The organism is Micromonospora chalcea, from assembly GCF_002926165.1.
GTDB classification, from domain to species: domain Bacteria; phylum Actinomycetota; class Actinomycetes; order Mycobacteriales; family Micromonosporaceae; genus Micromonospora; species Micromonospora chalcea.
In genome coordinates this window covers 1-24,560 of sequence record NZ_MAGP01000110.1, presented here as the reverse complement: position 1 = coordinate 24,560, position 24,560 = coordinate 1, and the positions used below count along the sequence as shown (strand labels likewise).

Annotated in this window: 19 protein-coding genes; 5 read left to right on the top strand and 14 right to left on the bottom strand. The window is 72.7% G+C overall.

What is annotated here, in order from left to right; translation table 11 throughout:
* Positions 1-6 precede the first annotated feature (6 nt).
* The gene (locus BAW75_RS14305; RefSeq protein ID WP_208635251.1) at positions 7-360 is read left to right on the top strand and encodes a hypothetical protein; all 354 of its coding nucleotides are present in this window, start codon (positions 7-9) and stop codon (positions 358-360) included.
* Between the two features lie 61 nt (positions 361-421).
* On the opposite strand, the gene serA is transcribed toward BAW75_RS14305, so the two are convergent.
* From serA to BAW75_RS14280, 5 genes are all read right to left on the bottom strand, one after another.
* The gene (gene serA / locus BAW75_RS14300; RefSeq protein ID WP_104113881.1) at positions 422-2,020 is read right to left on the bottom strand and encodes a phosphoglycerate dehydrogenase; all 1,599 of its coding nucleotides are present in this window, start codon (positions 2,018-2,020) and stop codon (positions 422-424) included.
* A gap of 315 nt (positions 2,021-2,335) precedes the next feature.
* Entirely contained in the window at positions 2,336-3,349 is a 1,014-nt protein-coding gene (gene ilvC / locus BAW75_RS14295) for a ketol-acid reductoisomerase (RefSeq protein WP_104113880.1), read from the bottom strand.
* Between the two features lie 59 nt (positions 3,350-3,408).
* Entirely contained in the window at positions 3,409-3,924 is a 516-nt protein-coding gene (gene ilvN / locus BAW75_RS14290; protein WP_018786257.1) for an acetolactate synthase small subunit, read from the bottom strand.
* A complete protein-coding gene (locus tag BAW75_RS14285) occupies positions 3,925-5,820 on the bottom strand; it encodes an acetolactate synthase large subunit (protein WP_104113879.1) in 1,896 nt (631 codons plus the stop codon).
* 180 nt (positions 5,821-6,000) lie between these two features.
* Positions 6,001-8,448, bottom strand: coding sequence for a putative bifunctional diguanylate cyclase/phosphodiesterase (locus BAW75_RS14280; protein WP_104113878.1), 2,448 nt, complete (start codon positions 8,446-8,448; stop codon positions 6,001-6,003).
* Positions 8,449-8,558: 110 nt separating this feature from the next.
* Here BAW75_RS14280 and ilvD point away from each other — a divergent pair, with 110 nt between their 5' ends.
* Both ilvD and BAW75_RS14270 read left to right on the top strand, forming a co-directional pair.
* Entirely contained in the window at positions 8,559-10,406 is a 1,848-nt protein-coding gene (gene ilvD, locus BAW75_RS14275) for a dihydroxy-acid dehydratase (protein WP_104113877.1), read from the top strand.
* A 94-nt stretch (positions 10,407-10,500) separates the two neighbouring features.
* A complete protein-coding gene (locus BAW75_RS14270; protein WP_104113950.1) occupies positions 10,501-11,211 on the top strand; it encodes a hypothetical protein in 711 nt (236 codons plus the stop codon).
* Positions 11,212-11,287: 76 nt separating this feature from the next.
* Here BAW75_RS14270 and BAW75_RS32335 read toward each other — a convergent pair whose 3' ends face one another.
* Together BAW75_RS32335 and BAW75_RS14265 are read right to left on the bottom strand one after the other, a co-directional pair.
* Positions 11,288-11,461 (bottom strand): hypothetical protein, encoded by a 174-nt coding sequence (locus tag BAW75_RS32335; RefSeq protein WP_167435569.1) that lies wholly within the window; start codon positions 11,459-11,461, stop codon positions 11,288-11,290.
* A gap of 53 nt (positions 11,462-11,514) precedes the next feature.
* Entirely contained in the window at positions 11,515-12,219 is a 705-nt protein-coding gene (locus BAW75_RS14265) for a TetR/AcrR family transcriptional regulator C-terminal domain-containing protein (RefSeq protein WP_104113876.1), read from the bottom strand.
* Between the two features lie 85 nt (positions 12,220-12,304).
* Between BAW75_RS14265 and BAW75_RS14260 the strand changes: the two genes are divergently transcribed.
* Entirely contained in the window at positions 12,305-12,988 is a 684-nt protein-coding gene (locus tag BAW75_RS14260; RefSeq protein ID WP_104113875.1) for a DUF4386 domain-containing protein, read from the top strand.
* Here BAW75_RS14260 and BAW75_RS14255 read toward each other — a convergent pair.
* The 6 genes from BAW75_RS14255 to BAW75_RS14230 form a co-directional block, all read right to left on the bottom strand.
* Positions 12,985-14,679: a SulP family inorganic anion transporter gene (locus BAW75_RS14255; protein WP_043326022.1), complete on the bottom strand. Its 1,695-nt coding sequence runs from the start codon at positions 14,677-14,679 to the stop codon at positions 12,985-12,987. The genes BAW75_RS14260 and BAW75_RS14255 overlap by 4 nt on opposite strands.
* Entirely contained in the window at positions 14,676-15,014 is a 339-nt protein-coding gene (locus BAW75_RS14250; RefSeq protein WP_013284484.1) for an ArsR/SmtB family transcription factor, read from the bottom strand. Before BAW75_RS14250 ends, BAW75_RS14255 begins: the two co-directional genes overlap by 4 nt.
* Positions 15,015-15,095: 81 nt before the next feature.
* Complete coding sequence (locus tag BAW75_RS14245; RefSeq protein WP_104113874.1) at positions 15,096-17,543, bottom strand: glycoside hydrolase family 2 protein; 2,448 nt, start codon at positions 17,541-17,543, stop codon at positions 15,096-15,098.
* Positions 17,540-18,400 (bottom strand): carbohydrate ABC transporter permease, encoded by an 861-nt coding sequence (locus BAW75_RS14240; RefSeq protein ID WP_104113873.1) that lies wholly within the window; start codon positions 18,398-18,400, stop codon positions 17,540-17,542. The genes BAW75_RS14245 and BAW75_RS14240 overlap by 4 nt, the downstream gene beginning before the upstream one ends.
* Positions 18,397-19,398, bottom strand: a complete 1,002-nt coding sequence (locus tag BAW75_RS14235; RefSeq protein ID WP_104113872.1) for a carbohydrate ABC transporter permease — start codon at positions 19,396-19,398, stop codon at positions 18,397-18,399. The genes BAW75_RS14240 and BAW75_RS14235 overlap by 4 nt, the downstream gene beginning before the upstream one ends.
* Positions 19,399-19,468: 70 nt before the next feature.
* Positions 19,469-20,752 (bottom strand): ABC transporter substrate-binding protein, encoded by a 1,284-nt coding sequence (locus BAW75_RS14230; protein ID WP_104113871.1) that lies wholly within the window; start codon positions 20,750-20,752, stop codon positions 19,469-19,471.
* 339 nt (positions 20,753-21,091) lie between these two features.
* Here BAW75_RS14230 and BAW75_RS14225 point away from each other — a divergent pair, with 339 nt between their 5' ends.
* Entirely contained in the window at positions 21,092-22,117 is a 1,026-nt protein-coding gene (locus BAW75_RS14225; protein ID WP_104113870.1) for a LacI family DNA-binding transcriptional regulator, read from the top strand.
* 11 nt (positions 22,118-22,128) lie between these two features.
* Here BAW75_RS14225 and BAW75_RS14220 read toward each other — a convergent pair whose 3' ends face one another.
* Positions 22,129-24,486: a bifunctional diguanylate cyclase/phosphodiesterase gene (locus BAW75_RS14220; RefSeq protein ID WP_244206119.1), complete on the bottom strand. Its 2,358-nt coding sequence runs from the start codon at positions 24,484-24,486 to the stop codon at positions 22,129-22,131.
* Positions 24,487-24,560 lie beyond the last annotated feature (74 nt).

Genomic DNA, 24,560 nt, shown 5'->3' with positions numbered 1-24,560 from the left:
TCCGCCGTGAGTTTCGATCTGAGCGTGTGGGCCCTGCCGAACGGGGCGACACCGGAGCAGGTGCGGGCGGCGGTGCAGCAGTGCCGCGAGGGCTGGCACGGCAGGCAGCAACCCGACCCGAGGCTGGTCGCCTTCTACCGGGCGATCACGGCGAGCTACCCCGACGGTCCGACCCGGCCGGGTACGCCCTGGGAGGCGCCGCTGCACACGGCCGCCGACCACATCGAGATGAACCTGAACCCGACCTGCCCGGACCAGGTCCTGCTGGACATCGAACGGCTGGCCGGCGAACACGACCTGATGCTCTTCGACGCGCAGGACGGCTCGGTCTACCCGCCACCGGCCCGCGTGCGTTCCTGACCGGCCGGAACGACGAAGGGCCCGGCCGCATCCGGCCGGGCCCCGATGTGTCCTGTCCGGACTACACGTCGCGCAGGTCGGCCGCGCTGGCCGCCACCGCGCCGATCGAGTCGGCGGCGGAGGTGAGCAGGTCGGCGCCGAGCGCCTGGTCGACGGTGAGCGTCATCAGCGTCTCGCCACCGGCCTCACGGCGGGCCACCTGCATGGCGCCGATGTTGACGCCGGCCTCGCCGAGCAGCGTGCCGACGGTGCCGACCACGCCGGGCCGGTCGGCGTAGCGCAGGAAGACCAGGATGCCCTCCGCGCCGATCTCGACGTCGAAGCCGTCCACCTCGGTCAGCTTGAACACGTCCCGGGCGCCGGTGTGCACCACGGTGCCGGACACTCGGACGGTACGGCCGTCCGGCAGCGCGCCGCGCACGGTCACCAGGTTCGGGTGGTCGACCGTCTCGCCCGGCGTGGCCAGCGTGACCTCGACACCCCGCTCGGCCGCCAGGTGCGGCGCGTTGACGTAGGTGACCTGCTCCTCCACCACGGAGCTGAACAGGCCCTTGGTCGCGGCCAGCTTGAGCACCGACACGTCGTGGGCGGCGATCTCACCGCGCACCTCGACCGTGACGCTGGCGGCCACCCCGCCGGCCAGGGCGGTGAACGCCCGGCCCAGCCGCTCGGCCAGCGGCAGCAGCGGGCGTACGTCCTCGGCGACCACGCCACCGGCCTGCACGTTCACCGCGTCCGGCACGAACTCGCCCTGCAGCGCCAGCTTGACGCTCTTGGCCACGGCCAGACCGGCCTTGTCCTGCGCCTCGTTCGTGGAGGCGCCCAGGTGCGGGGTGGCCACCACGTTGTCGAAGGCGAACAGCGGCGAGGAGGTGCACGGCTCCTTGGCGTACACGTCGACGCCGGCGCCGGCGACCCGGCCCTCCGCGATCGCGTCGGCGAGCGCCTGCTCGTCGACCAGCCCGCCCCGGGCCGCGTTGACGATCCGGACGCCCGGCTTGACGATCGCCAGCTCCTTCTCGCCGATCAGGCCCACCGTCTCCGGCGTCTTCGGCAGGTGGATCGAGATGAAGTCGCTCTCCCGCAGCAGTTCCTCCAGCCCGACCAGGCGGACACCGAGCTGCGCGGCGCGGGCCGGCTGGATGTACGGGTCGTACGCGATCAGCCGGGTGCCGAACGCGGCGATGCGCTGGGCGAACAGCACGCCGATGCGGCCGAGGCCGACCACGCCCACGGTCTTGCCCTGGATCTCCACGCCGGTGTACTTGGACCGCTTCCACTCGCCGGCCTTGAGCGCGGCGCTGGCGCTGGCGGTGTTGCGGGCCACCGCGAGCAGCAGCGCGACGGCCTGCTCGGCGGCGGAGACGATGTTCGAGGTGGGCGCGTTCACCACCATGACGCCCCGGGCGGTGGCGGCGGGCACCTCGACGTTGTCCAGACCGACGCCGGCCCGGGCGACCACCTTGAGCCGCGGCGCGGCCGCGATCGCCTCGGCGTCGATCTGGGTGGCGCTGCGTACGATCACCGCGTCGGCCTCGGAGAGGGCGGAGAGCAGGGCCGGGCGATCGGTGCCGTCCACGTGCCGCACGTCGAAGTCGTGGGCGAGCACCTCGATGGCGGCGGGGGCGAGTTCTTCGGCGATCAGTACGACAGGATTCATCGGTCCTCGTAGACGCTCGGTAATGGTGCGGCCTGGGACGCCGGGGCGCCGCGCTGCGCCCTACGCCGATCCGTGCCATGGCCGTCGGGTGCGCCGGGGCACCACACCAAGGATGGTAGGTGGCTGCCCGCCCGGCGTGTCCCGGAGTGCGGGGTGAGGGCCCTCACAAAGGCCCGTCGCACGCCCGTCATCCCCCGTTAACGGGTGCGGTACGGGACGAGGCGCTACTCACCGTGTCTCAACACGTGAACGCACGGCGGCCCGCAGCCGGACGCCGGGGAGAGCGTCGGGCCACGGGCCGCACGAGGGAAGAACTCAGGCGGTCTCGGTGATCGGCCGGTCGACCCAGCTCATCATGCCGCGCAGCTTCTGCCCGGTCTCCTCGATCGGGTGCGCCGCGCCCTCGGCCTGCCACTTGGCGAAGTTCGGCCGGCCGGCCTCGTCCTCGGCCACCCACTCGCGGGCGAACTCGCCGGACTGGATCTCGCCGAGGATCTTGCGCATCTCCTCCTTGACCCGCGAGTCGATCACGCGCGGGCCACGGGACAGGTCGCCGTACTCGGCGGTGTCGGAGATGCTGTAGCGCATCCGGGCGATGCCGCCCTCGTACATCAGGTCGACGATCAGCTTCAGCTCGTGCAGGCACTCGAAGTAGGCCACCTCGGGCGCGTAGCCGGCCTCGGTGAGCACCTCGAAACCGGTCTGCACCAGCGCCGCCGCGCCGCCGCAGAGCACCGCCTGCTCGCCGAACAGGTCGGTCTCGGTCTCCTCGGTGAACGTGGTCCGGATCGCGCCGGCGCGGGTGCCGCCGATCGCCTTGGCGTACGCCAGAGCCAGGCCGAACGCGTTGCCGCTGGCGTCCTGCTCGACGGCGACCAGGCAGGGCACGCCCTTGCCGTCGACGTACTGGCGGCGGACCAGATGACCGGGGCCCTTCGGGGCGACCATCGCCACGTCCACGTCGGCCGGGGGCTTGATCAGGCCGTACCGGATGTTGAAGCCGTGCCCGAAGAACAGCGCCTTGCCCGCGGTCAGGTTCGGCGCGATGGCCTCGGCGTAGATGTGCCGCTGGGCCGTGTCCGGCGCCAGGATCATGATCACGTCGGCCTCGGCGGCCGCCTCGGCGGTCGTGAGCACCCGCAGGCCCTGCTCCTCGGCCTTCGGCCGGCTCTTCGACCCGGCGGGCAGGCCGATCACCACGTCGACGCCCGAGTCGCGCAGCGACAGCGCGTGCGCGTGGCCCTGGCTGCCGTACCCGATCACGGCGACCTTGCGGCCCTGGATCAGGCCCAGGTCGGCGTCGTCGTCGTAGAACACCTCAACGCTCATTGACTTCCCTTTCGTACGGCGGAGCCCGTCGGCCCGTCGAAAAAACTTGTGGGTACGGATCAGGCGGCGCGCAGGGCCGGGCCGGCGGTGATGGCCCGGGAACCCCGCCCGATGGCCACCGTGCCGGACTGGACCATCTCCTTGATGCCGAACGGCTCCAGGTCACGCAGCAGCGCGTCGAGCTTGTCCGGCGTGCCGGTGGCCTCGATCGTCAGCGTGTCCGGCGCGACGTCGACCACCCGGGCACGGAACAGGCCGACCGTCTCCAGCACCTGGGCGCGGGCCGTGCGGTCCGCGCGGACCTTGACCAGCAGCAGCTCCCGCGCCACCGACACCTGCGGATCCAGCTCCACGATCTTGAGTACGTTGACCAGCTTGTTGAGCTGCTTGGTCACCTGCTCCAGCGGCGAGGACTCGGCGTTGACCACGATGGTGATGCGGGAGACGTCCGGGTTCTCGGTCTCGCCGACGGCGAGGCTGTCGATGTTGAACCCGCGCCGGGAGAACAGCCCGGAGACCCGGGCCAGGACGCCCGGCTTGTTCTCCACCAGCACGGACAGCGTGTGCATCGTCATTTAGAGTTCGTCCTCGTCGAAAGCAGGGCGCACGCCCCGCGCGAACATGATCTCGTCGTTGCTGGTGCCGGCGGCGACCATCGGCCAGACCATCGCGTCCTTGCCGACCACGAAGTCGATGACCACCGGCGCGTCGTTGATCGCCATGGCCGCCTCGATGGTCTTGTCCACGTCGGCGGCGTTCTCGCAGCGCAGCCCGACGCAGCCGAGCGCCTCGGCGAGCTTGACGAAGTCCGGGATGCGGTGCTTGTGCGTGCCCAGCTCGGTGTTGGAGTAGCGCTCCCCGTAGAACAGGGTCTGCCACTGCCGCACCATGCCCAGGTTGCCGTTGTTGATCACGGCGACCTTGACCGGGATGCCCTCCAGCGCGCAGGTGGCCAGCTCCTGGTTGGTCATCTGGAAGCAGCCGTCGCCGTCGACCGCCCACACGGTGGTGTCCGGCTTGCCGACCTTGGCCCCCATCGCGGCCGGAACGGCGTAGCCCATGGTGCCCAGGCCACCGGAGTTGAGCCAGGTGTGCGGCTTCTCGTACGAGATGAACTGGCTGGCCCACATCTGGTGCTGGCCGACGCCCGCCACGTAGATCGCGTCCGGGCCGGCGATCTCGCCCAGCCGCTTGATCACGTACTGCGGGGAGAGCGTGCCGTCGGCCGGCTCCTCGAAACCGAGCGGGTACCGCTCGCGCAGGTCGTCGAGCTGCGCCCACCAGTCGGTCAGGTCGACCGACGGGTGCGCGGCCTGCTCGGCGGTGACCGCCGCGATCAGCTCGTCGATGACGTGCCGCGCGTCGCCCACGATCGGGACGTCGGCGTGCCGGTTCTTGCCGATCTCGGCCGGGTCGATGTCGGCGTGGACCACAGTCGCGTCCGGCGCGAACGAGTCGAGCTTGCCGGTCACCCGGTCGTCGAAGCGGGCGCCCAGCGCCACGATCAGGTCGGCCTTCTGCAGGCCGTAGACCGCGGCCACGGTGCCGTGCATGCCCGGCATGCCCAGGTGCTGGCGGTGCGAGTCGGGGAACGCGCCGAGCGCCATCAGCGTGGTGACCACCGGGATGCCGGTCTGCTCGGCCAGCTTGCGCAGCCCCTCGGTGGCGCCGGCCTTGAGCACGCCGCCGCCGACGTAGAGCACCGGACGGCGGGCATTGGTCATCAGCCGGGCCGCCTCGCGGATCTGCTTGCCGTGCGGGTGCAGCGTGGGCCGGTAGCCGGGCAGGTCGAGCGCGGGCGGCCAGGAGAAGGTCGCCGGCGCCTGGAGCACGTCCTTCGGGATGTCGAAGAGCACCGGGCCGGGCCGGCCGGTCGCGGCCAGGTGGAACGCCTCGGCCAGCACCCGCGGGATCTCGTCGGCCGTCTGCACCAGGAAGTTGTGCTTGGTGATCGGCAGCGTGATGCCCTGGATGTCCGCCTCCTGGAAGGCGTCCGTGCCGATCGACGGCCGGGCCACCTGGCCGGTGATCGCCACCATCGGCACCGAGTCCATGTAGGCGTCGGCGATCGGCGTCACCAGGTTCGTCGCGCCCGGGCCGGAGGTGGCGATGCAGACGCCCACCCGGCCGGTGGCCTGCGCGTAACCGGTGGCCGCGTGCCCGGCGCCCTGCTCGTGCCGGACCAGGATGTGGCGGACCGTGGAGTCGTAGAGCGGGTCGTACGCGGGCAGGATCGCACCGCCCGGAATGCCGAAGACCACGTCGACGCCGAGCGCCTCCAGCGACCGCACGAGCGAACCGGCGCCCGAGACCTGCGCGGTGGCGGGCTCCCGTACGGGCGTCTCGGTGGTGGCGGCCGCCGGGGCGGCACGGCCGGGGCGGGCGGCGGAGTCGGAGTCACCGGCCGCGCCGGTGCCGGAACGGGCACGGCGGGCGGTGTGGGCGAGGGTCTCGGGCGTGGGTCTCGTCATGGCGGTTCAAGCCTTCGGAAGTGAGTGGGTGACGCGCTTCTCAGGATGGGACGCGGAGGTCCCGCGATGGGTCCGACGGCAACAAAAAAGCCCACGTGCAGGATGCACGGGGCCAGCGCACTCTCGGTGGGAGAGTGCGCTCAGGTAAGTACTCGCGGCGACCGGTTCGACGACATGCGGCTAAGCCTGACGCATCTCACGCGATGAGTCAACTGATCCCACATTTTGGTTCACGGACGTGGGCGTTTCGGTACCCGGCATGCCCTCCACCCCCGGTGCCACCTGCGAAGATCCCTCCATCGGAGGACGCTGCGCGGGCACCGTGGCGGGCGGGTTGTTGCGCAACCGGGGCAGCAACGGCGACGGGCTGTGCGCCGGCGGCGCGGGTGGCGTCTGCGGCATCGCGGTGTGCCGGTTCCCGGGCGCGGTCGCCGCCTCCAGCATCGCCTCCAGGTGCTCGGCCGGCACGCCCCAGCCGAACAGCGCCCCCTGACCGAACCGGCAGCCGGCGGCCACCACCGCGGCCAGCTCCGTCGGATTGGTCACGCCCTCGGCGATCACCTCCAGGCCGAGCTGATGCCCCAGGCGCATGACGATGTCGACCATCGGCGCGAACGCCGGACCGTCCCGCCCGACCGGCCGGACCGGCTCGTGCTCGGCGACCAGACTGTGGTCGATCTTGAGAATGTCGATCGGCAGCCGCCGGAGCTGGCCGAGCGACGAGTAGCCGGCGCCGAAGTCGTCCAGCGCGATCCGGACGCCGGTCAGCCGCAGCGCGGTGAGCCGCCGGATCAGCTCGTCCAGGTCGGTGGCGACCGCGTGCTCGGTCACCTCCAGCACCAGCCGCTGCGGCGGTACGTGGTGCGCGCGCAGCGCCTCGGCGACCTGGACCACGTACTCCGGCGCGTGCAGCTCGCGCGGTGAGACGTTCACCGACACCCACACGTCGTGCCCGTCGGCGAGCCAGCGGGAGAGCTGGTAGCAGGCCTGGTGCAGCACCCACGCGCCGAGCTTGGCGATCATCCCGCACTCCTCGGCGAGCGGGATGAACTCGTCCGGCCGGACGTTGCCCAGCTCCGGGCGCCGCCAGCGCAGCAGCGCCTCGGCGCCGACCGGGCGCACCGACGGCAGCGAGGCCACCGGCTGGAAGACCAGCCGCAGCTCGTCGCGCTCGATCGCGCCGCGCAGCTCGTGCTCCAGCCGGGTACGCCGGCTCAGCAACTGGTCGTACGTGGCGTCGTAGCGCTCGATCCGGTTCTTGCCCCGCTGCTTGGCGTAGCGCAGCGCCAGGTCGGCGTTGCGCAGCAGCAGCTCCACGTCCGCGTCGCCGTGCCCGGCCGCCACGCCGATGCTCACCGACAGGAAGACCGGACCGTCCCCCTGCTCGTACGGGCGGCCGAGCACCCCGAGCAGCCGGTCGGCCACCGGGCCGGGATCGGCCGACCCGTGCATCAGCACCGCGAACTCGTCGCCGCCGAGCCGGGCCGCCAGGTCACCCGGCCGCAGGTTGCCCCGCAGCCGCCGCCCCACCTCGATCAGCACCGCGTCGCCGACGTCGTGGCCCCGCATGTCGTTGACGTTCTTGAACCCGTCCAGGTCGAGCCCGAGCAGGACGCAGGGCACGCCCGACTCGGCGCAGCGGTGCAGGGCCCGCAGCAGCCCGCGCCGGTTCGCCAGCCCGGTGAGCGGGTCGGTGTGCGCCAGCTCACGGAAGTGCGCCTCCCGCTCGGCCAGCCGGCCCGCGTAGCCGCGTACGTCGTTGAGCGCCAGGTACTGCCGGGTGACCAGGGCGAAGCCCTCGACCGTGCCGGCCACGATGGCGTACCCGTCGAACCCGCCACCCTGCACCAGGTGGTACATCGCGGAGGCGGCGATGGCGAACATCGGCACGAAGGCGTACTCGCCGTCGCGGCGGATGAGATCGACGTCGAGCTGCGTCAGGTCGGCCCGGCGTCCGGCCACGGCGGTGGCGAGCAGGCCGGCGGCGGTCAGCGTGGCGCCGGTCAGCGCCAGGCCGGGACCGGCCTGGCAGAGCCCGGCCGAGACGCCCAGACCGCCCGCGGTGACCGCTATCGCGCCGACGCCGAGCAGGGTCAGCCACCCGCGTGGCGGCGCGACCCGCAGCACCAGGATCACGGTCAGCCCGGTGGTCAGCGCCGCGATGATCGAGGCCAGCACGATCGGCAGGCAGGCGACCGGGGTGGCGTCACCGAGCAGCCGGGTCGGCTCGCTGAACGCCACCCAGCCGACGAACCAGAGCGCGCTGCCCATGATCAGGCCGTCCAGCAGCAGCCGGGCGGTGGCGGCGCGGGTCGCGGCGGCGCCGGGCAGCCGGAGCACGGCGGCGCCGAGGCCGAGCCCGGCGAGCGTGGTGCCCACCGCGACCACTGCCGCCCAGCCGGTCCGCTGGCCCTGCCGGTGCGCCCAGTGGTCCCCGGCTGCGAGCAGACCGCCGAGACCGACCAGCAGGCTGAGCAGGGCCGCCCCGGCGGCGACGGCCAGCAGCAGGTGGGCCTGCCGCCGAGGGCCGGTGCGACGCCGCGCGGACGCGGCGAGCAGCACCGTGGCGGCGGCCGCGGCGATCCCGCTCAGCGCCGCGACGGTGACCATCCCCGGGGACGACTGCACGCGTCAACTGTGCCGGATGAGCGCCCCCCGTGGGGCACCGGGTGTGCAACTGTTGGGACACAGGGTGCGCGGCGGGGGCGCGCCGCCGGGATGGTGTCAGACTGGTTGTCATGCCTGAGCTGCGGTCGAGGACCTCCACCCACGGTCGGACGATGGCCGGCGCCCGGGCCCTGTGGCGGGCCACCGGGATGACCGACGACGACTTCGGCAAGCCGATCGTCGCCATCGCCAACAGTTTCACCCAGTTCGTACCCGGTCACGTCCACCTCAAGGACCTCGGCGGCCTGGTCGCCGACGCGGTGGCCGAGGCCGGCGGCGTGGGGCGGGAGTTCAACACCATCGCCGTGGACGACGGCATCGCCATGGGCCACGGCGGCATGCTCTACTCCCTGCCCAGCCGGGAGCTGATCGCCGACGCGGTCGAGTACATGGTCAACGCGCACTGCGCGGACGCCCTGGTCTGCATCTCCAACTGCGACAAGATCACCCCGGGCATGCTGCTCGCCGCGCTGCGGCTCAACATCCCCACCGTCTTCGTCTCCGGCGGCCCGATGGAGGCCGGCAAGACGGTGGCGATCGAGGGCGTCGTGCACTCCAAGATCGACCTGATCGACGCCATGATCGCCTCCTCGAACGAGGCGGTCACCGACGACCAGCTCGGCGAGATCGAGCGCTCCGCCTGCCCGACCTGCGGGTCCTGCTCCGGCATGTTCACCGCCAACTCGATGAACTGCCTCACCGAGGCGATCGGCCTCGCGCTACCAGGCAACGGCTCGACGCTCGCCACCCACGCCGCGCGCCGGTCGCTGTTCGTCGAGGCCGGGCGCACGATCGTGGAGATCGCCAAGCAGTGGTACGAGAACGACGACGCCTCGGTGCTGCCGCGCTCGATCGCCGGCCGGGAGGCGTTCGAGAACGCGATCGCCCTCGACGTGGCCATGGGCGGCTCCACGAACACGGTGCTGCACCTGCTCGCCGCCGCCCGCGAGGCCGAGCTGGACTTCGGCGTCGCCGACATCGACGCGATCTCCCGCCGGGTGCCGTGCCTGGCCAAGGTCGCCCCGAACTCGCCGAACTACCACATGGAGGACGTGCACCGGGCCGGCGGCATCCCGGCCATCCTCGGTGAGCTGAACCGCGCCGGGCTGCTGCACCGAGACGTGCGCGCGGTGCACTCCCCCGGCCTCGACAAGTGGCTGGCCGACTGGGACGTGCGCGGCGGCGCGGCCACGCGAGAGGCGATCGAACTGTTCCACGCCGCCCCGGGCGGCGTGCGCACCACCGAGCCGTTCTCCACCACCAACCGCTGGTCGTCGCTGGACACCGACGCGGCCGGCGGCTGCATCCGGGACCGGGAGCACGCCTACAGCGCGGACGGCGGCCTGGCCATCCTGCACGGCAACCTCGCGCCGGCCGGCTGCGTGGTGAAGACCGCCGGCGTGCCCGAGGAGTGCCTGACGTTCCGCGGCCCGGCCAAGGTCTACGAGTCGCAGGACGACGCGGTGACCGCGATCCTCGCCAAGGAGATCGTCGCCGGGGACGTCGTGGTGATCCGGTACGAGGGCCCGAAGGGCGGCCCCGGCATGCAGGAGATGCTCTACCCGACCTCGTTCCTCAAGGGCCGCGGGCTGGGCCGCTCCTGCGCGCTGCTCACCGACGGCCGGTTCTCCGGCGGCACCTCCGGCCTGTCCATCGGGCACGTCTCCCCGGAGGCCGCCTCCGGTGGGCTGATCGCGCTGGTCCGCGACGGCGACGAGATCGTCATCGACATCCCGGGCCGGTCGATCGAGCTGAACGTGCCCGCCGACGAGCTGGAGGCGCGCCGGGTGGCCGAGGAGAAGCGGGACCGCCCGTACACCCCGGTCGACCGGCAGCGTCCGGTGTCGGCGGCGCTGCGCGCGTACGCCTCGATGGCGACCTCGGCCAGCGACGGCGCCTACCGCCGCGTCCCCGAGTGATGTAAGGAAGGGCCCCTTCTTAACCCCTCCGGTAGAGGAGGGGGCCCTTCTTAACACCCGCGCGCCGGTAGGGTCCGGCGGCGTGGAGACGACGGTGAGTTACGCGCGACTGGTCCGGCCGGCGATCGACCGGGTGTACGTGGGCGCCCGCTGGGCAGCGCGCGCCCGGATGGAGGCGTTCTACGCCGAGCGGGGCTGCACACTCGGTGCGGAGAACAGCTTCTTCTCCGGTGTGCTGGCCCGGCCGATGCCCGCCGAAGCGCTGGCCGACGGCCTGATCTACACCCCCGGAAGCATGGACGAGGAACTGGCGCAGGGCGTCGTCGTCCGGGACGACGAGGGCGCGTGGCACCTCACCGACCTGGGCCGGGAACTGACGCTGTTCGCCCAGCGGGCCACCGGCGAGGCCGCCGAGGAACTGTGGGCCATGCTGCCCGGCGTGCTGCCCGGCCTGGGCATCGTGCCCCGGCTCGCCGAACTGGTCGGCCGGGTGCTGACGCACGCGCAGGCCACCGGCGGGCCGGTGTTCCGGGCGATGTCCCCGCCGTACGAGCCGGAAGGGGCCTCCCCGGCGCTGCTGCTCGTCACCCGGCTGGGCTCGCTGCGGCACCACCGCGCGGACGCGCACCGGGCCGCGTGGCGGGCCGCCGGGCTGACCGCCGACGAGATCCGCGCGCTGCCGGACGGCCCGGAACGCGCGGCGATCGAGGCGGACACCGACCGCCGCGACGAGCCGGCGTACGCGGCCCTCACCGAGGCCGAGCGCTGGGAACTGCTGGCCGGCCTCGCCGCACTGCCCAACTAGCGCCCGCGGCCTCCGCGGCCATCGGGTGGAACGCCATGGATGTCTCAGGACCCGTTTGACACCCATGGCGTTCCCTTCACCGCTGGGCGGGGTCCTCCTCGGCCAGGGCGGTGCCATCTATCGGCAGGCCGAACTCCGCCGGTGAGTTCTCGTCGGTGCCGTCCAGGTCCGCGTGCGGCTCGTCCGGGATGACGTCGTCGGGATCGGCGCCTCCGGCGTGCAGTTCGGACAGCTCAACCGGATCAGTCATGCCGCCCTGGTACCCGCCCGGCGCCGCCCGAACCCGCCCGAGGGCCGACGGGGTCAGGCGCGCGGCAGGTGTCGTTCGAGGCCGTCGAAGAGCAGGTCGAGGGTGAACTCGAACTCGGTCTGGGAGTCGCACCAGCCCAGCGTCGGATCGGCCGCGTCGTGCGTCTCGGCGGCCACCATGGCGGCCAGGTGCGGCAGCCGTTCGGCCAGCGCCACCATCTCCGCTTCCGCAGCTGCGGCGTCGGCCTCCCCGCCCGCGTCCGGGCGGAACACCTCCTGGGCGAAGCCGAGCGCCATGCTGCCGAACGCGTGCAGCGCCCGGTGGGCGATCCGGTACGAGAAGCCGCCGTCGACGAGCGTGGCGAGGATGCCGTCGTAGTAGGCGTACACCCCGGCGGGGACGGTCGGGCGCGAGCTGAGCAGCGCGGGGGCCCACGGGTGCCGCAGCATGACCGCGCGCGCGGCGAGGAAGCGCAGCCGTAGCCGGGTACGCCAGTCGCCGCCGGGCGCGTCCGCTTCGGCACGCTCGGCGGCCGAGGTGATCTCCGTGGCGACCGCGTCCACGAGGCCGTCGAGCAGTCCGGCCTTGCCGGGTAGGTGGTGGTAGAGCGACATGGCCTCGACGCCGAGTTCGGCGGCGAGCCGGCGCATCGTGAGCGCCTCCATCCCTTCCGCGTCGACGAGGGCGATCGCGCTGGCCAGGGCCCGCTCGCGGCTCAGCGGCTCCCGAGGTTTCCGCGCTCCCATCCGGCTCCCCATCTCCCCTTGACCTTACAACGTATGGTTGGCCTTACGGCGTAAGGCAAGCCCCGCCACCGCGTCGTTCACCCCCGAAGGAGCCGCCATGCACCAGCTGATCCGTAGCGCCCGGGTGACCGGGCTGTTCTACCTCGGGCTCGCCGTCACCGGCGCGCTGGGGTTCCTCACCGTCCGGCCGATGATCTTCAACCCGGACGACGCGGGCGCGACGTTCGCCAACCTGGTGGCCCACGAGTCGCTGGCCCGCGTCGGCATCGCCCTCGAACTGCTCGTCGTCCTCACCCAGGCGCTCACCGCCGTCTGGTTCCACCGCCTGTTCCGGACTGTCGACAGCACCGCCTCGGGCAGCATCTCCGCCTTCGGGCTCGTCAACGCGGTCGCGATCCTCGGCAGCGCCGCAGTGCTCGCCACGGCCCTGGGGGTGGCGACCGGCGGGCCGGGCGACGCCGACACGGTCCAGCTGCTCTACCTGGTCAGCGGGAACCTGTGGGAGGTGGGCGGCCTCTTCTTCGGGCTCTGGCTGGTGCCGATGGGCTGGTGCGTGCTCCGGTCGGGCTGGCTGCCCCGGCCGCTGGGCCGGCTCCTCGTCGCCGGTGGCGTCGGCTACGTGCTCATGACGTTCGTCGCGTACCTCGCCCCCGGCGCCAGGGTCGCGAGCGACCTGCTGGTGGTGCCCGCCACGGTGGGCGAGGTGTGGATCCTCGGCTACCTGATCATCTTTGGCGTGCGAAAGCGCGCGGAGACGGATGCCAGGGCGACCGCAAACTAGGCGGGGCTCGCGGCCAGGGCGACACCCCGGGCGTACCGGATGGCGGCCGGGGTGTCCGCGAACACCAGGCCCTCGCGGCGCAGCTCCTCGGCGACGCCGAGCGTGCTGAGCACCTGGTCGTGGCCCGGGGTGATGCCGGAGAGCAGCACCGTGATCCCCCGGGCGCGCAGCCGGGCGATGGCGTCGCCGAGCACCTGCGCGCCGGTGGCGTCGATGGTGGAGACGCGGGACATCCGCAGGATCACCACCCGCACGTCGGCCACCTCGGCCAACTCCAGCAGGAACGTGTGCGCGGCGGCGAAGAAGAGCGGCCCGTCCAGCCGGTACGCGACGATGTGCTCGGCGAGCAGCGCGTGCTCCTCGGCGCTGTGCTCGCCGGTGTCCAGCGGCACCTGTTCCAGCTTGGCGCTGCGGGCCACCGCGCGCAGCGCCAGCACGACCGCGACGGCGAGCCCGACGACCACAGCTGTCACCAGGTCCCAGATGACGGTGACGGCGAATGTCAGCACCAGCACCACCGCGTCGGCGCGGGTGGCCCGCATCAGCGCCAGCAGGGAGGCGGCCTCCACCATCCGGACGGTGGTGGCGAGCAGCACCCCGGCCAGGGCGGCCAGCGGGATGCGCCCGACGAGCGGGGCGGCGGCGAGCACGATCGCGGCGAGGGCCACCGCGTGGGTGAGCGCGGCGAGCTTCGAGGACGCCCCGGCGCGAACGTTGACAGCGGTACGGGCGATGGCGGCGGTCGCCGGGATGCCGCCGAAGACCGGGGAGGCGAGGTTTGCCAGGCCCTGGCCGAACAGTTCGCGGTCCGGGTCGTGCCGCTCGCCGACTGTCATGCCGTCGGCCACGGTGGCGGAGAGCAGGCTCTCCAGCGCGGCGAGCGCGGCCACGGCGAGGGCGCTGGGCAGCAGTACGCCCAGCGCGCCGAGGTCGACGAAGTCCAGCGACGGCGCGGGCAGCCCCTGCGGCAGCTCGCCGATCCGGGCCAGGTCGATCGGGGCCAGCTCGGCGAGGAGCGTCGCGGCGGCCACCCCGACCAGGGAGAACGGCACGGCGGGCCGCCACCGGCCGCCGAGCAGCATCAGCGCCGCCACGCCGAGCGCGACAGCGATCGCGGCGGGCCGGGGATGCGCGGCGAACCGGGCGACCGCGTCGGCGGCCACCGCCCACACCTTCTCGCCGTGCGCGCCGGTGACGCCGAGCGCGGCCGGCACCTGTTGCAGCGCGATGACCACGGCGATGCCGGCGGTGAACCCCTCGATCACCGGGGACGGCAGGTAGCGGACGTACCGGCCGAGGCGGGCCAGGGCGAGCGCGATCAGGATCAGCCCGGCCAGCGCGCCGACCATCAGCACGCCACCGGCGCCGAACTGCTGCACCACCGGCACCAGCACGACAGTCATCGCTCCGGTGGGGCCGGAGACCTGGAGGTTGGAGCCGCCGAAGACCGCCGCGACCGCCCCGGCGACGACGGCGGTGACGAGGCCGGCCTGCGCGCCGAGGCCGGAGGTGACGCCGAAGGCGAGCGCCAGGGGCAGCGCCACCACGGCGACGGTGAGCCCGGCGAGCAGGTCGCGCCGGGGCGAGCGGCGCGCCGCCGCCCAGTCGGCCCGGCCGGGCAGCAGCCCGCGGAACAGCCGGCCCGTCTGCCGTACGACGTCACCGGCGCGAAGGGCAGTCGCCGCGCTCACCGGTCCGTCCCCGAGGCCCGCAGCTCGTCCAGCAGGGCGTCCCGGTCGGTGAGGACCGCGCCGAGGATGCGCCGCCCGGCGGCGAGCAGGTCCGCGACGTCGGGGGTGCTGAGCGCGTACATGACGAGGGGGCCGTCCCGGTACGAGGTGACCATGCCGGCGCGGCGCAGCACGGCGAGCTGCTGGGAGAGGTTGGACGCCTCCACGTCGATGGCGGCGAGCAGGTCGCGTACCGGTTTCGGCCCGTCCTGGAGCAGTTCGAGCACCCGGATGCGCACGGGGTGCCCGAGGGTGCGGAACAGCTCCGCCTTGGCCTGGTACAGCGGCACCGACACGACACACCCCTCCGACGACGACTCTGAAGACTTTAGCACTTGCAGAAATCTTCACATCGATGGAGATGAAGGGTGGCACGCTCAGGCCAGGTCGTTGACGCAGCGCAGCACCGGCCGGGAGGTGAGCGCCTCGGCATCCAGCGGGCACGTGGTGCTCACCGTGAAGACGACGCTCTCCCCCGGCAGCAGCGTCACCAGGGCCGCGTCGACCTGGGCGGACGGGTCCAGCCGGTCCGGGAACAGCGTCAGGTCGCGCAGCACCGTCCGCGCGGTCACCCGGACCCGCCGTCCGCCGTCCACCGGCTCGACCGCCGCGTCCCACTGCGCCGCCGGCCACCGCACGTCGCGGTCCTCGGCGAAGAACCACAGCGCGCGCTCCGCGGCGTCCCCGGCGTCCGCGACGAGCAGTTCCGCGCGGCCGTCGTCCGGCCGCGCCAGCTCCGCCGGCAGTTCCACCACGACCGAGGAGTACGCCGGGACGTCGAGGTCGACCGAGGTCTTCGCCCTCGGCTCCCCGGTGACTGTCAGCCGGGTGACGGTGGCCGGCCCGCGCCACGCCTGCGCGGTCTCGTTCACCGCCACCACCGCCGGCCGGCCGTCGCGCGGCTGCACCGTGAGCAGCCGGTCGGCGTAGGCGCGGCGCAGCGCGTACCACAGGGGTTTGCGGCGCCCGTCGCCGTCGATCGCCGACCAGGAGGTGACCGGCCAGCAGTCGTTGAGCTGCCACACGACGGTGCCGGCGCAGACCGGCCGGTGCGAGCGGAAGTGCTCCACGCCGAGCTGGATGGCGCGGGCCTGGTTGAGCTGGGCGAGGTAGTGCCAGTCGTCGAAGTCGGCGGGCGGCGGCAGGTGGGCGTCGAGCCCGCGCCGCAGCTTGCCGTCCCCGTCGGCCGCCTTCTGGTGGTGCGCCATGCCCGGCGAGTCGTGCGCGAGCGGGTCGTCGGAGAGGGCCCGGCGCAGCGTCGCGTACGCGGGCGGCGCCTGGTAGCCGAACTCGGCCACGAAGCGCGGCACGTAGTCCCGGTAGCGCGTGTAGTCGTCGGTGTTCCACACGTCCCAGATGTGCGTGGTGCCGTGCGCCGGGTCGTTGGGGTGAAGTGCCTCGCTGCCGGACCAGGGACTGCCCGGCCAGTACGGGACGGTCGGGTCCAGCTCCCCGACGACGGCGGGGAGCAGCTCCAGGTAGTAGCCGCGTCCCCAGGTGCGCCCGGCCAGGGGTTCCTGCCAGTCCCAGTCGTGCCAGCCCCAGATGTTCTCGTTGTTGCCGGTCCAGAGCACCAGCGACGGGTGCCCGGCGAGCCGGGTCACCTGCTCGCGCGCCTCCGCCTCGACCTCGGTGCGGAACGGTTCCTCCTCCGGGTACGCGGCGCAGGCGAACAGGAAGTCCTGCTGCACCAGCAATCCCATCTCGTCGGCCAGGTCGTAGAAGTCGTCCGACTCGTACCGGCCGCCGCCCCAGACGCGCAGCAGGTTGACGTGCGCGCCGGCCGCCTGGCCGAACCGCTGCGCCAGGCGCTCCCGGGTGACCCGGTTCGGGAACGCGTCGTCGGGGATCCAGTTGACGCCCCTGACGAACACCGGCACGTCGTTGACGTGCAGCGCGAACGGGGTGCCGTGCGCGTCGGGCGTGGTGTCCAGGCGTACCGAACGGAACCCGATCCGGCGGGACGCGGCGTCCAACTCCCGGCCGTCGGCGGCGTGCTGGGTGGCGTCGAGGTCGTACCGGGGCTGGTCGCCGTACCCGATCGGCCACCACAGCGCGGGGTCCGCGACGGTCAGCGTCACGACGGCGGTCCGCTCCCCCGCCGGTACGGCGATCTCGGCGGTGACCCCGGCGACATCGGCGCGGACGGTCAGCGGCTCGTCGCCGGTCCGCTCGACCTCGGCGTGCAGCTCGACCCGGCCGACGCCGTCGACCACGGTGACGATCGGCCGCACCGACGCGAGCCGGGCGGTGGACCAGGCGTGCAGGCCGATGTCGCGCCAGATGCCGGCGGTGACGAGCGTCGGTCCCCAGTCCCAGCCGAAGTTGCAGGCGGTCTTGCGGATGAAGTGGAACGGCTCCGGGTACGCGTTCGGCCGGTCACCGAGCCGGTCCCGGTGCGCCTCGGCATACCGGTACGGGGAGTCGAAGCGTACGGCCAGGGTGTTGCCGTCCGGGCGCAGCAGCGCGCGGACGTCGAAGCGGTACGAGCGGTGCTGGTTCTCGGTGCGGCCGACCTCGACGCCGTTGAGCGTGACGGTGGCGACCGTGTCCAGGCCGGCGCAGACCAGGTCGACCCGCTCTTCGTCGCCGGGCTGCCATCCGAACGTCGTCTCGTAGACCCAGTCGGTGCGGCCGATCCAGGTGAGGCGGTTCTCGTTGTCGTCCAGGTACGGGTCGGGGATGAGGCCGGCCGCGAGCAGGTCGGTGTGCACGCATCCGGGCACTGTCGCCGGCACCGCCGTCCCGGCGATCTGCGGCGGCACCGCCGGACCGGGCTCGGCCCGCAGCGTCCATCCCTCGTGCAGCAGCGTTCGACGGCTCACGACTTCACCGCGCCTTCCATGATTCCGCGGACGATCTGACGTCCACCGATGAACAGCATGACCAGCAGGGGCACGGTGGCGATGAACGCACCAGCGAGCACCCGCCGGTAGATCACGTAGTTGCCGCTTGCGAGGTCGGAGACCGCCACCATCGACGTCGGGTAGTCGGTGCCGCTGAGCGTGATGAGCGGCCACTGGAAGTCGTTCCAGGTGGCCACGAACGTGAGCAGGCCGAGCACCGCCAGCGCCGGGCGGATCGCGGGGAGCACGATCGTCGCGTACACCCGCATGGTCGTGGCGCCGTCGACCCGGGCCGACTCGATCAGCTCGTCCGGGACGGTGTTCAGGATGAACTGCCGCATGTAGAACACGCCGAACGCGGTGACCAGGCCGGGCGCGATGACCGCGAGCAGCGTGCCGTTCCAGCCGAGCCTGCCCATCACGATGTAGAGCGCCACGATGCCGAGCTGGTTGGGCACGGTGAGCGTGAGCACCACGAACAGCATCAGCGCGCGGCTGCCCCGGAAGCGCAGCTTGGCGAACGCGAAGCCGGCCAGCGAGCAGAAGAACAGCACCGAGGCGGTCACCACCACCGAGACGATGACGCTGTTGATCAGCGACGCGGCGAAGTAGACGTCCTGGAGGGAGAAGACCTCCTCGACGTTCGTCAGGAACCGGTCGCCGGGGATCACCGCGGGCGGCAGCTTCGCCAGCGCCTCGTCGTCACTGGTGGCGATGACGAACATCCAGTAGAGCGGGAACGCGGCGAACAGCATGCTGACCGCGAGCAGCAGGTAGGTCCAGAGCCCGGCCGGGGTGTCCTGCGGGGCCCGGGCCACCACACGTCGGGTCGTCACCGGCGGCCTCCGGAGAGTCGGTTGGTCAGCAGGTAGTTGAGGCCGGCCACGATCAGGATGATCAGGAACAACGCCCAGGACATGGCGGCGGCGTAGCCGAGGTTGAGGTCCTTCCAGCCGACCTTGTAGATGAGCTGGGCGATGGTCTGCCATTCACCGTCCGGCCCGCCGGTCGCGGCCTGCGCGTTCGGGTCGAACAGCATCGGCTCGGTGAACAACTGCAACCCGCCGATGGTGGAGAGGATGACTGTGAACAGGACCACCGGTTGGATCATCGGCACGGTTATCCGCCAGAGCTGCTTCCACTGCCCGGCGCCGTCGATGGCGGCGGCCTCGTAGACGTCGCGCGGGATGGACTGCATGGCGGCCAGGTAGAGCAGCGCGTTGTAGCCGATCCACTTCCAGTTGACCATGGTGGCGATGGCGATCCAGGCCTGGAGCTTGCCGGCCCGCCAGTCGATCGGGTCGTCCGCACCGCCGATGCCGAGCAGGCCGAGCACCCAGTTGGCCATGCCGAAGTCGCGGGAGAAGAAGACGCTGAACACCATCGTCGAGGCCACGATCGGTGTCACGTACGGCAGCAGGACACCCACCCGCCACCAGGTCTGCGCCCGCAGCTTCCGGTTGAGCAGCGACGCGACGAGCAGCGCGAGCAGCAGTTGCGGCACTGTGGAGAGCAGGAAGATGCCGAACGTGTTGTAAAGGGCGTTCCAGAAGTCCTCGTCGGCGATCAGGCGGCTGAAGTTCTCCAGGCCCGCCCAGTACGGCAGCGTCGGGTCGTCCAGGCGGTAGTTGCGCAGCGACACGACCGCGTTGAACAGCAGCGGGAACAGCCCGAACACGAGGAAGAGCAGGAAGAACGGCGCGATCATCAGGTACGGCATGTAGCGCATGTCGAAGCGGTACAGCCGGTCGCGCCAGGTCATCCGCCGGTCGCCGGCACTGCCGCCCTGCGGCGCGGGTGGGCGGCGGGGCGGTGCGGCACGGGTGCTGGACATCTGTTCACTCCAGGGCCGGGAGATCGGACGGTGACGGGGCGGGCCGGGCCGCCCCGTCACCGCTGACACGTCAGGACTTCGCGGCCTTCTCGGCCTCCTTGACCGCCTGGTTCCAGGCGGCGTCGGACTTGAGCGACTTGTTCTCCACCCGCCGGATCACGTTCTCCACCGCCACCCGGGTCGGGCCGTTCTTGCGGCCCAGGTACTGCGGGGTGAGGCCCTGCGCCATCTTCGGGAAGATCTGGCCGACCGGGGCGTCGTTGAAGAACGGGTTCTTGAAGTCGGCGATGGCCGGGTCGGTGTAGAGCGCCGGCTGCGACGGCAGGTTGCCGACCTTCTTGAAGATCTCGATCTGCTGCTCCGGCGCGACCAGCCAGGTCAGCAGCTTGTACGCCTCGTCGACGTTCTTGCCCTGCTTCGGCAACGTCAGGAACGATCCGCCCCAGTTGCCGCCGCCACCCGGTACCGCGGCGATGTCCCACTTGCCCTCGGTGCCGGGCGCGGTGTCCTTGATGTGGCCGAGCATCCAGGCCGGGCAGGCGAGCACCGCGAACGCGCCGCTGGTGAAGCCCTTGTCCCAGTCGGCCTGGAAGCTGACCAGGTTCGCCGAGAGCCCGGCGCCGACGGCCTTGACCGTGTAGTCGAACGCGACCTTCGGGCCCTGCTCCATCCGGAGCTGGTCCTGCTCGTCGTAGAACCCGACCGGCTGCTGACCGAGGATCGGGTTGAACAGGTTGGTGCCGGCGTCGATGAACTTCTTCTTCGTCGTGGTGGTGTACTGCTGGCCGACCTCGATGAACCTGTCCCAGGTGGGCCAGAGCGCTGACACCTGGTCGCGTTCGGTGGGCAGGCCGGCGGCCTTGAACAGGTCGGTGCGGTAGCACATGGCCAGGCCGCCGACGTCGGTGCCGAGGCCGATCTGCGTCTTGCCGTCCGCCGACAGCGACTGCTTCCACTTCCAGGGCAGGTACTTGCTCTCGTACGAGCCGGCGCCCTTGTCGAGCAGGTTGACGAACTTGTCGGACTGGCTTCGGAACTGGACCATGAAGCCCTCGTCGATCGCCGCGATGTCCGGCGCGCCGTTGCCCGCGACGAGCTTCTTCTGCAGGTCCTCGTGCTGGGCGTTGTACTCGCCCGAGTTGAGCTGGATCTTGACGTTCGGATGTTCGGCCTCGTACCTGGCCTTGAGGTCCTGGAGCCCGAAGTCGCCCCAGAAGTTGATTTTCAGCGTGACCTGACCACCGGCCGGGTCGGAGCCGCCGGTGGTGCTCCGGCCGCTGCAGGCGGCGATCATGACCAGGCTGACGGCACCGACGGCGGTCACCCGCGCCAGGTGCGTCCAGGACCGTCTCATCTCATCCTCCGCGCCGAAATGGGAACGCTCCCGAATATCGAGAGACGTTGACTGAACCGGATAAGTGACGCCACCGTACGGTTCCCATTCACGACTGTCAACGGCCGGTTACCGATGTGCCGATCCGGTAACCTCGCCGCCGCTCACGACCACGCTGCGGGCGGTCTCGTCGGGTCCGCGCTCTAAGCTGAACCGCACAAGCGACTGCCGCCGGATGCGGTCCACCGATGCCGCCCGCGGCACCCGGACCCGGCACCGCGTGCAGTAGCGTCACCAGACGCCGGTGATCCGGCGACCGGAAGCGCCCGCGAGGGCCGGACACAGTGGAGGAACGCTCCGGTGAAGCGGCCGACCATCGCCGACGTCGCCCGGCGCGCCGGGGTCTCCAAGGGCGCGGTGTCGTACGCGCTCAACGGCCAGCCCGGCGTCTCCGAGGCGACCCGCCAGCGCATCCTCGCGATCGCCGCCGAGATCGGGTTCCGGCCCAGCAGCGCCGCCCGCGCGTTGTCCGGTGCGACCGCCAAGGCGGTCGGGCTGGCGCTGTGCCGCCCCGCCCGGATACTCGGCATCGAGCCGTTCTTCATGGAGCTGATCAGCGGCGTCGAGGCCGAGCTGTCGGCCCGCTCGTACGCGCTCACACTCCAGGTGGTCAGCGACCAGGACGCCGAGATCGCGGTCTACCGGCGGTGGTGGGCCGAACGCCGGGTCGACGGCGTGCTCGTCTGCGACCTGCGCACCGACGACCGGCGGGTGCCGGCGCTGGAGGAGCTGCAACTGCCGGCGGTGGTGATCGGCGGCCCCGGCCGCACCGGCGGCCTCGCGAGCGTCTGGGCCGACGACGCGGCGGCGCTGGTCGAGACGGTGGAGTACCTGGTCGCGCTCGGCCACCGGCGCATCGCCCGGGTCGGCGGGCTGCACTCGCTGCTGCACACCGAGATCCGCACCGAGGCGTTCACCGGCGTGTGCCGGCGGCTCGGGCTGGAGGAGGCGCAGACGGTCTGGTCCGACTACACCGGCGAGGAGGGCGCGCGGGCGACCCGCCGGCTGCTCAGCTCCGCCGCCCGCCCCACCGCGGTGATCTACGACAACGACGTGATGGCGATCGCCGGGCTCTCGGTGGCCCAGGAGATGGGCCTGGCCGTCCCCGGCGACCTGTCCATCGTGGCCTGGGACGACTCGCCGCTCTGCCGGCTGGTGCACCCGCCGCTGACCGCGCTGGGCCGGGACATCCCGGCGTACGGCGCGCACGCCGACCGGCAGCTCCTCGCCGTGATCGCGGGTGAGCCGGCCGCCGTGGTCCAGGACGAGACCGCGCACCTCACGCCGCGCGGCAGCACGGCCCCACCTCGTACGACAGAACGCTGAACCGGTTCAGCTCAGCGGGCGGCGGAGGGGAACTCCTCGAACCACGCCTCGACCCGCTCGGCGGTCGCCGGGCGGGCCAGCGCGAAGCCCTGCCCGTACCGGCAGCCGGCCCGGCGCGCGCCCGCCACCTGGCCCTCCGACTCCAGCTCCTCGACCACCAACTCGACCCCGAGCCGGTCGGCCAGGTTCGCCACCACGTCGATGAGCGGACGCTGCCCGTCCCCACCCGGCCGGACCAGATGCGGACCCACCTTGAGCAGGTCGATCGGCAGGCGGCGAAGCTGGGCGAGCGAGGCGTGCTCGGCGCGGAAGTCGTCGAGCGCGGTCCGCACGCCGATCGAGCGGAGACCGGCGAGCCGGGCCACCACGGTGGACAACTCGGCGCCCACCCCCGGCTCGGCCACCTCCACCACCAGCCGCTCCGGCGACACGTCGTACGCGGCCAGCGCGGTCGCCGTACGCGCCACGAAGTCCGGCGCGGCCAGCTCACGCGGCGTCACGTTGACAGCCATCCACAGCTCCCGGCCGCTCCCCGACCACGCGGCGAGCTGGCGGCAGGCCCGGTCCACGACCCACCGCCCGATCTCGCCGACCAGGTCGAGGTCGGCCGCCACCGGCAGCAACTCCGCCGGCAGCACGGTGCCCAGCGTGGGACTGCGCCAGCGCAGCAACGCCTCGGTGCCGACCGGTGTCCGCTCCGCGAGCGCCACCACCGGCTGGTAGACCAGGTCCAGCTCACCGCGCGCCACCGCGCCGGGCAGCTCCCGTTCCAGATCCAGGCGCCGGACCAGTTGCTCCTCCAGGTAGGCGTCGTACCACTCGACCCGGTCCCGGCCGAGCTGCACCGCCCGGCGGCGGGCCAGGTCGGCCTGACGCAGCACGTCCTCCGGCTCGCCGCCTCCGGTCTCGGCCAGCCCGACGCTCACCCGCACCCGGGCCACCCCGCCCGGCCGCGGGTACGGCTCGGTCAGCGCCGCCAGCAGCCGGGTGCCGAGCGCGTACGCCAGCACCGGCCCGACATCGGTGAGGACCGCGTACTCGGTGTCGCCCAGCCGGGCGACCAGGTCGTGCGCCTCGACGCCGACTCGGAGCCGGCGCGCGACCTCGGTGAGCACCGGCCCCTCCGGCACGGCCGCGCCCTCGCCGTGCAGGTCGACCACGAGCAGGGCGCCACCGCTGCGCTGCGCCAACGCCCGGACCAGATCCGCGCGCGTCAGCGGCGCGGGCTCGACGGCCCGGGCATCAGGCCCGAGCCGGCGCCGCAGCCACGCCTCCCGGGCCGCCAGTCGTTGCACCCGGCGACGCTGGTCCGCGGCGGCGAGCAGCTCACCCACCATGATCGGCGGAACGACCGTCAGGCCCAGGGCCATCGCGCCAGTGCTGAACTCCCCCACCACGCACAGATGGACACCGGCGGCCAGCGCGGCGATCCCGGCCGGCGCGGTGAGGCGGGGCCAGGCGGCCGGCGCCACGTCCCGGTCCGGCCGCTCCCCGGCCCAGGCACGCCGGAGGCCCGCGACCGGCAGCAGCGCCCCCGCCAGCAGCGGCGCCGCGACAACCGGCAGCGCCCGGTCCGGCGCGCCGTACGCCAGCAGCACCACAAGCAGCGTCAGCCCGCCGAGCGTCAGCGCGGCCCCGGCGTGACAGCGTGCGGCGCCCGGCCGGCGGTGACGTTCGGCGAGGGCCACCACCACGAGCACGGCCAGCACCACCGCACCGCCCGACGCGGCGATCCCGGCGGCGGCCGGGACCGGGCCGCCCGGCAGCAGCATCCAGCCGGCGAAGACCAGGCTGACGCCGAGCGCGAGCACGTCGACGGTACGGCGTACCAGCTCGGGCCCGGACAGCCGGGACCGGCCGGGCAGGCGCAGCAGCGCCGTCACGTACAGCGGCGCGGTGAGGCACAGCCCGGTCAGCGCGATCGGCAGCCGGTACGCGGGATCACTCAGCGGCAGCACCGCCACGGAGAGCCCGGCGACCAGGACGGCGGCGTCGAGGATCGCGGCGACCCGGCGGGACAACGCGACCCGGCGCGCCTGCCGCCCGGTCGTCACGCCCGCCGCGAGTGCGTCCCGGCGCTCGGGTGGGCCGGTTTCGGCGCTCCGGGCTGGTGATTCGGCGGTTCGGGCGTCGACGGTCGGCGGCGCGTTCGGGGCGAGGTCGCTCGGAGCGGGCAGCGCTCCACCGGCCAGCCAGGCGAGCCGGACACAGGCGAGCGCGGATCCACCGGCGACGGCGAGCGCGGTCGCGGCCGGACCGGGTAGGAGCCCGGCGACGCCCGCCAGGAGAAAGACCGCGCCGGTGAGCGACACGGCGACATCGGGCAGGGGTGGCCGCCGACGGGGACCGGCGGGAGGAGGGACGGGCACGGCGGTCGCCTTCGTGAGGGGGCACGGGGGCGGTGCGGTTGCGGTTCGCGGTAACGACGTGCGGGGTCGGGGCG

Excerpts from the sequence above, each read along its gene's own strand:
- BAW75_RS14235 (WP_104113872.1), bottom strand. The coding sequence starts at position 19,398 with ATGTCCAGCACCCGTGCCGCACCGCCCCGCCGCCCACCCGCGCCGCAG.
- ilvN (WP_018786257.1), bottom strand. The coding sequence starts at position 3,924 with ATGACGATGCACACGCTGTCCGTGCTGGTGGAGAACAAGCCGGGCGTC.
- BAW75_RS14230 (WP_104113871.1), bottom strand. The coding sequence starts at position 20,752 with ATGAGACGGTCCTGGACGCACCTGGCGCGGGTGACCGCCGTCGGTGCC.
- ilvC (WP_104113880.1), bottom strand. The coding sequence starts at position 3,349 with ATGAGCGTTGAGGTGTTCTACGACGACGACGCCGACCTGGGCCTGATC.
- BAW75_RS14265 (WP_104113876.1), bottom strand. The coding sequence starts at position 12,219 with ATGGGGAGCCGGATGGGAGCGCGGAAACCTCGGGAGCCGCTGAGCCGC.
- ilvD (WP_104113877.1), top strand. The coding sequence starts at position 8,559 with ATGCCTGAGCTGCGGTCGAGGACCTCCACCCACGGTCGGACGATGGCC.
- BAW75_RS14260 (WP_104113875.1), top strand. The coding sequence starts at position 12,305 with ATGCACCAGCTGATCCGTAGCGCCCGGGTGACCGGGCTGTTCTACCTC.
- serA (WP_104113881.1), bottom strand. The coding sequence starts at position 2,020 with ATGAATCCTGTCGTACTGATCGCCGAAGAACTCGCCCCCGCCGCCATC.
- BAW75_RS32335 (WP_167435569.1), bottom strand. The coding sequence starts at position 11,461 with ATGACTGATCCGGTTGAGCTGTCCGAACTGCACGCCGGAGGCGCCGAT.
- BAW75_RS14285 (WP_104113879.1), bottom strand. The coding sequence starts at position 5,820 with ATGACGAGACCCACGCCCGAGACCCTCGCCCACACCGCCCGCCGTGCC.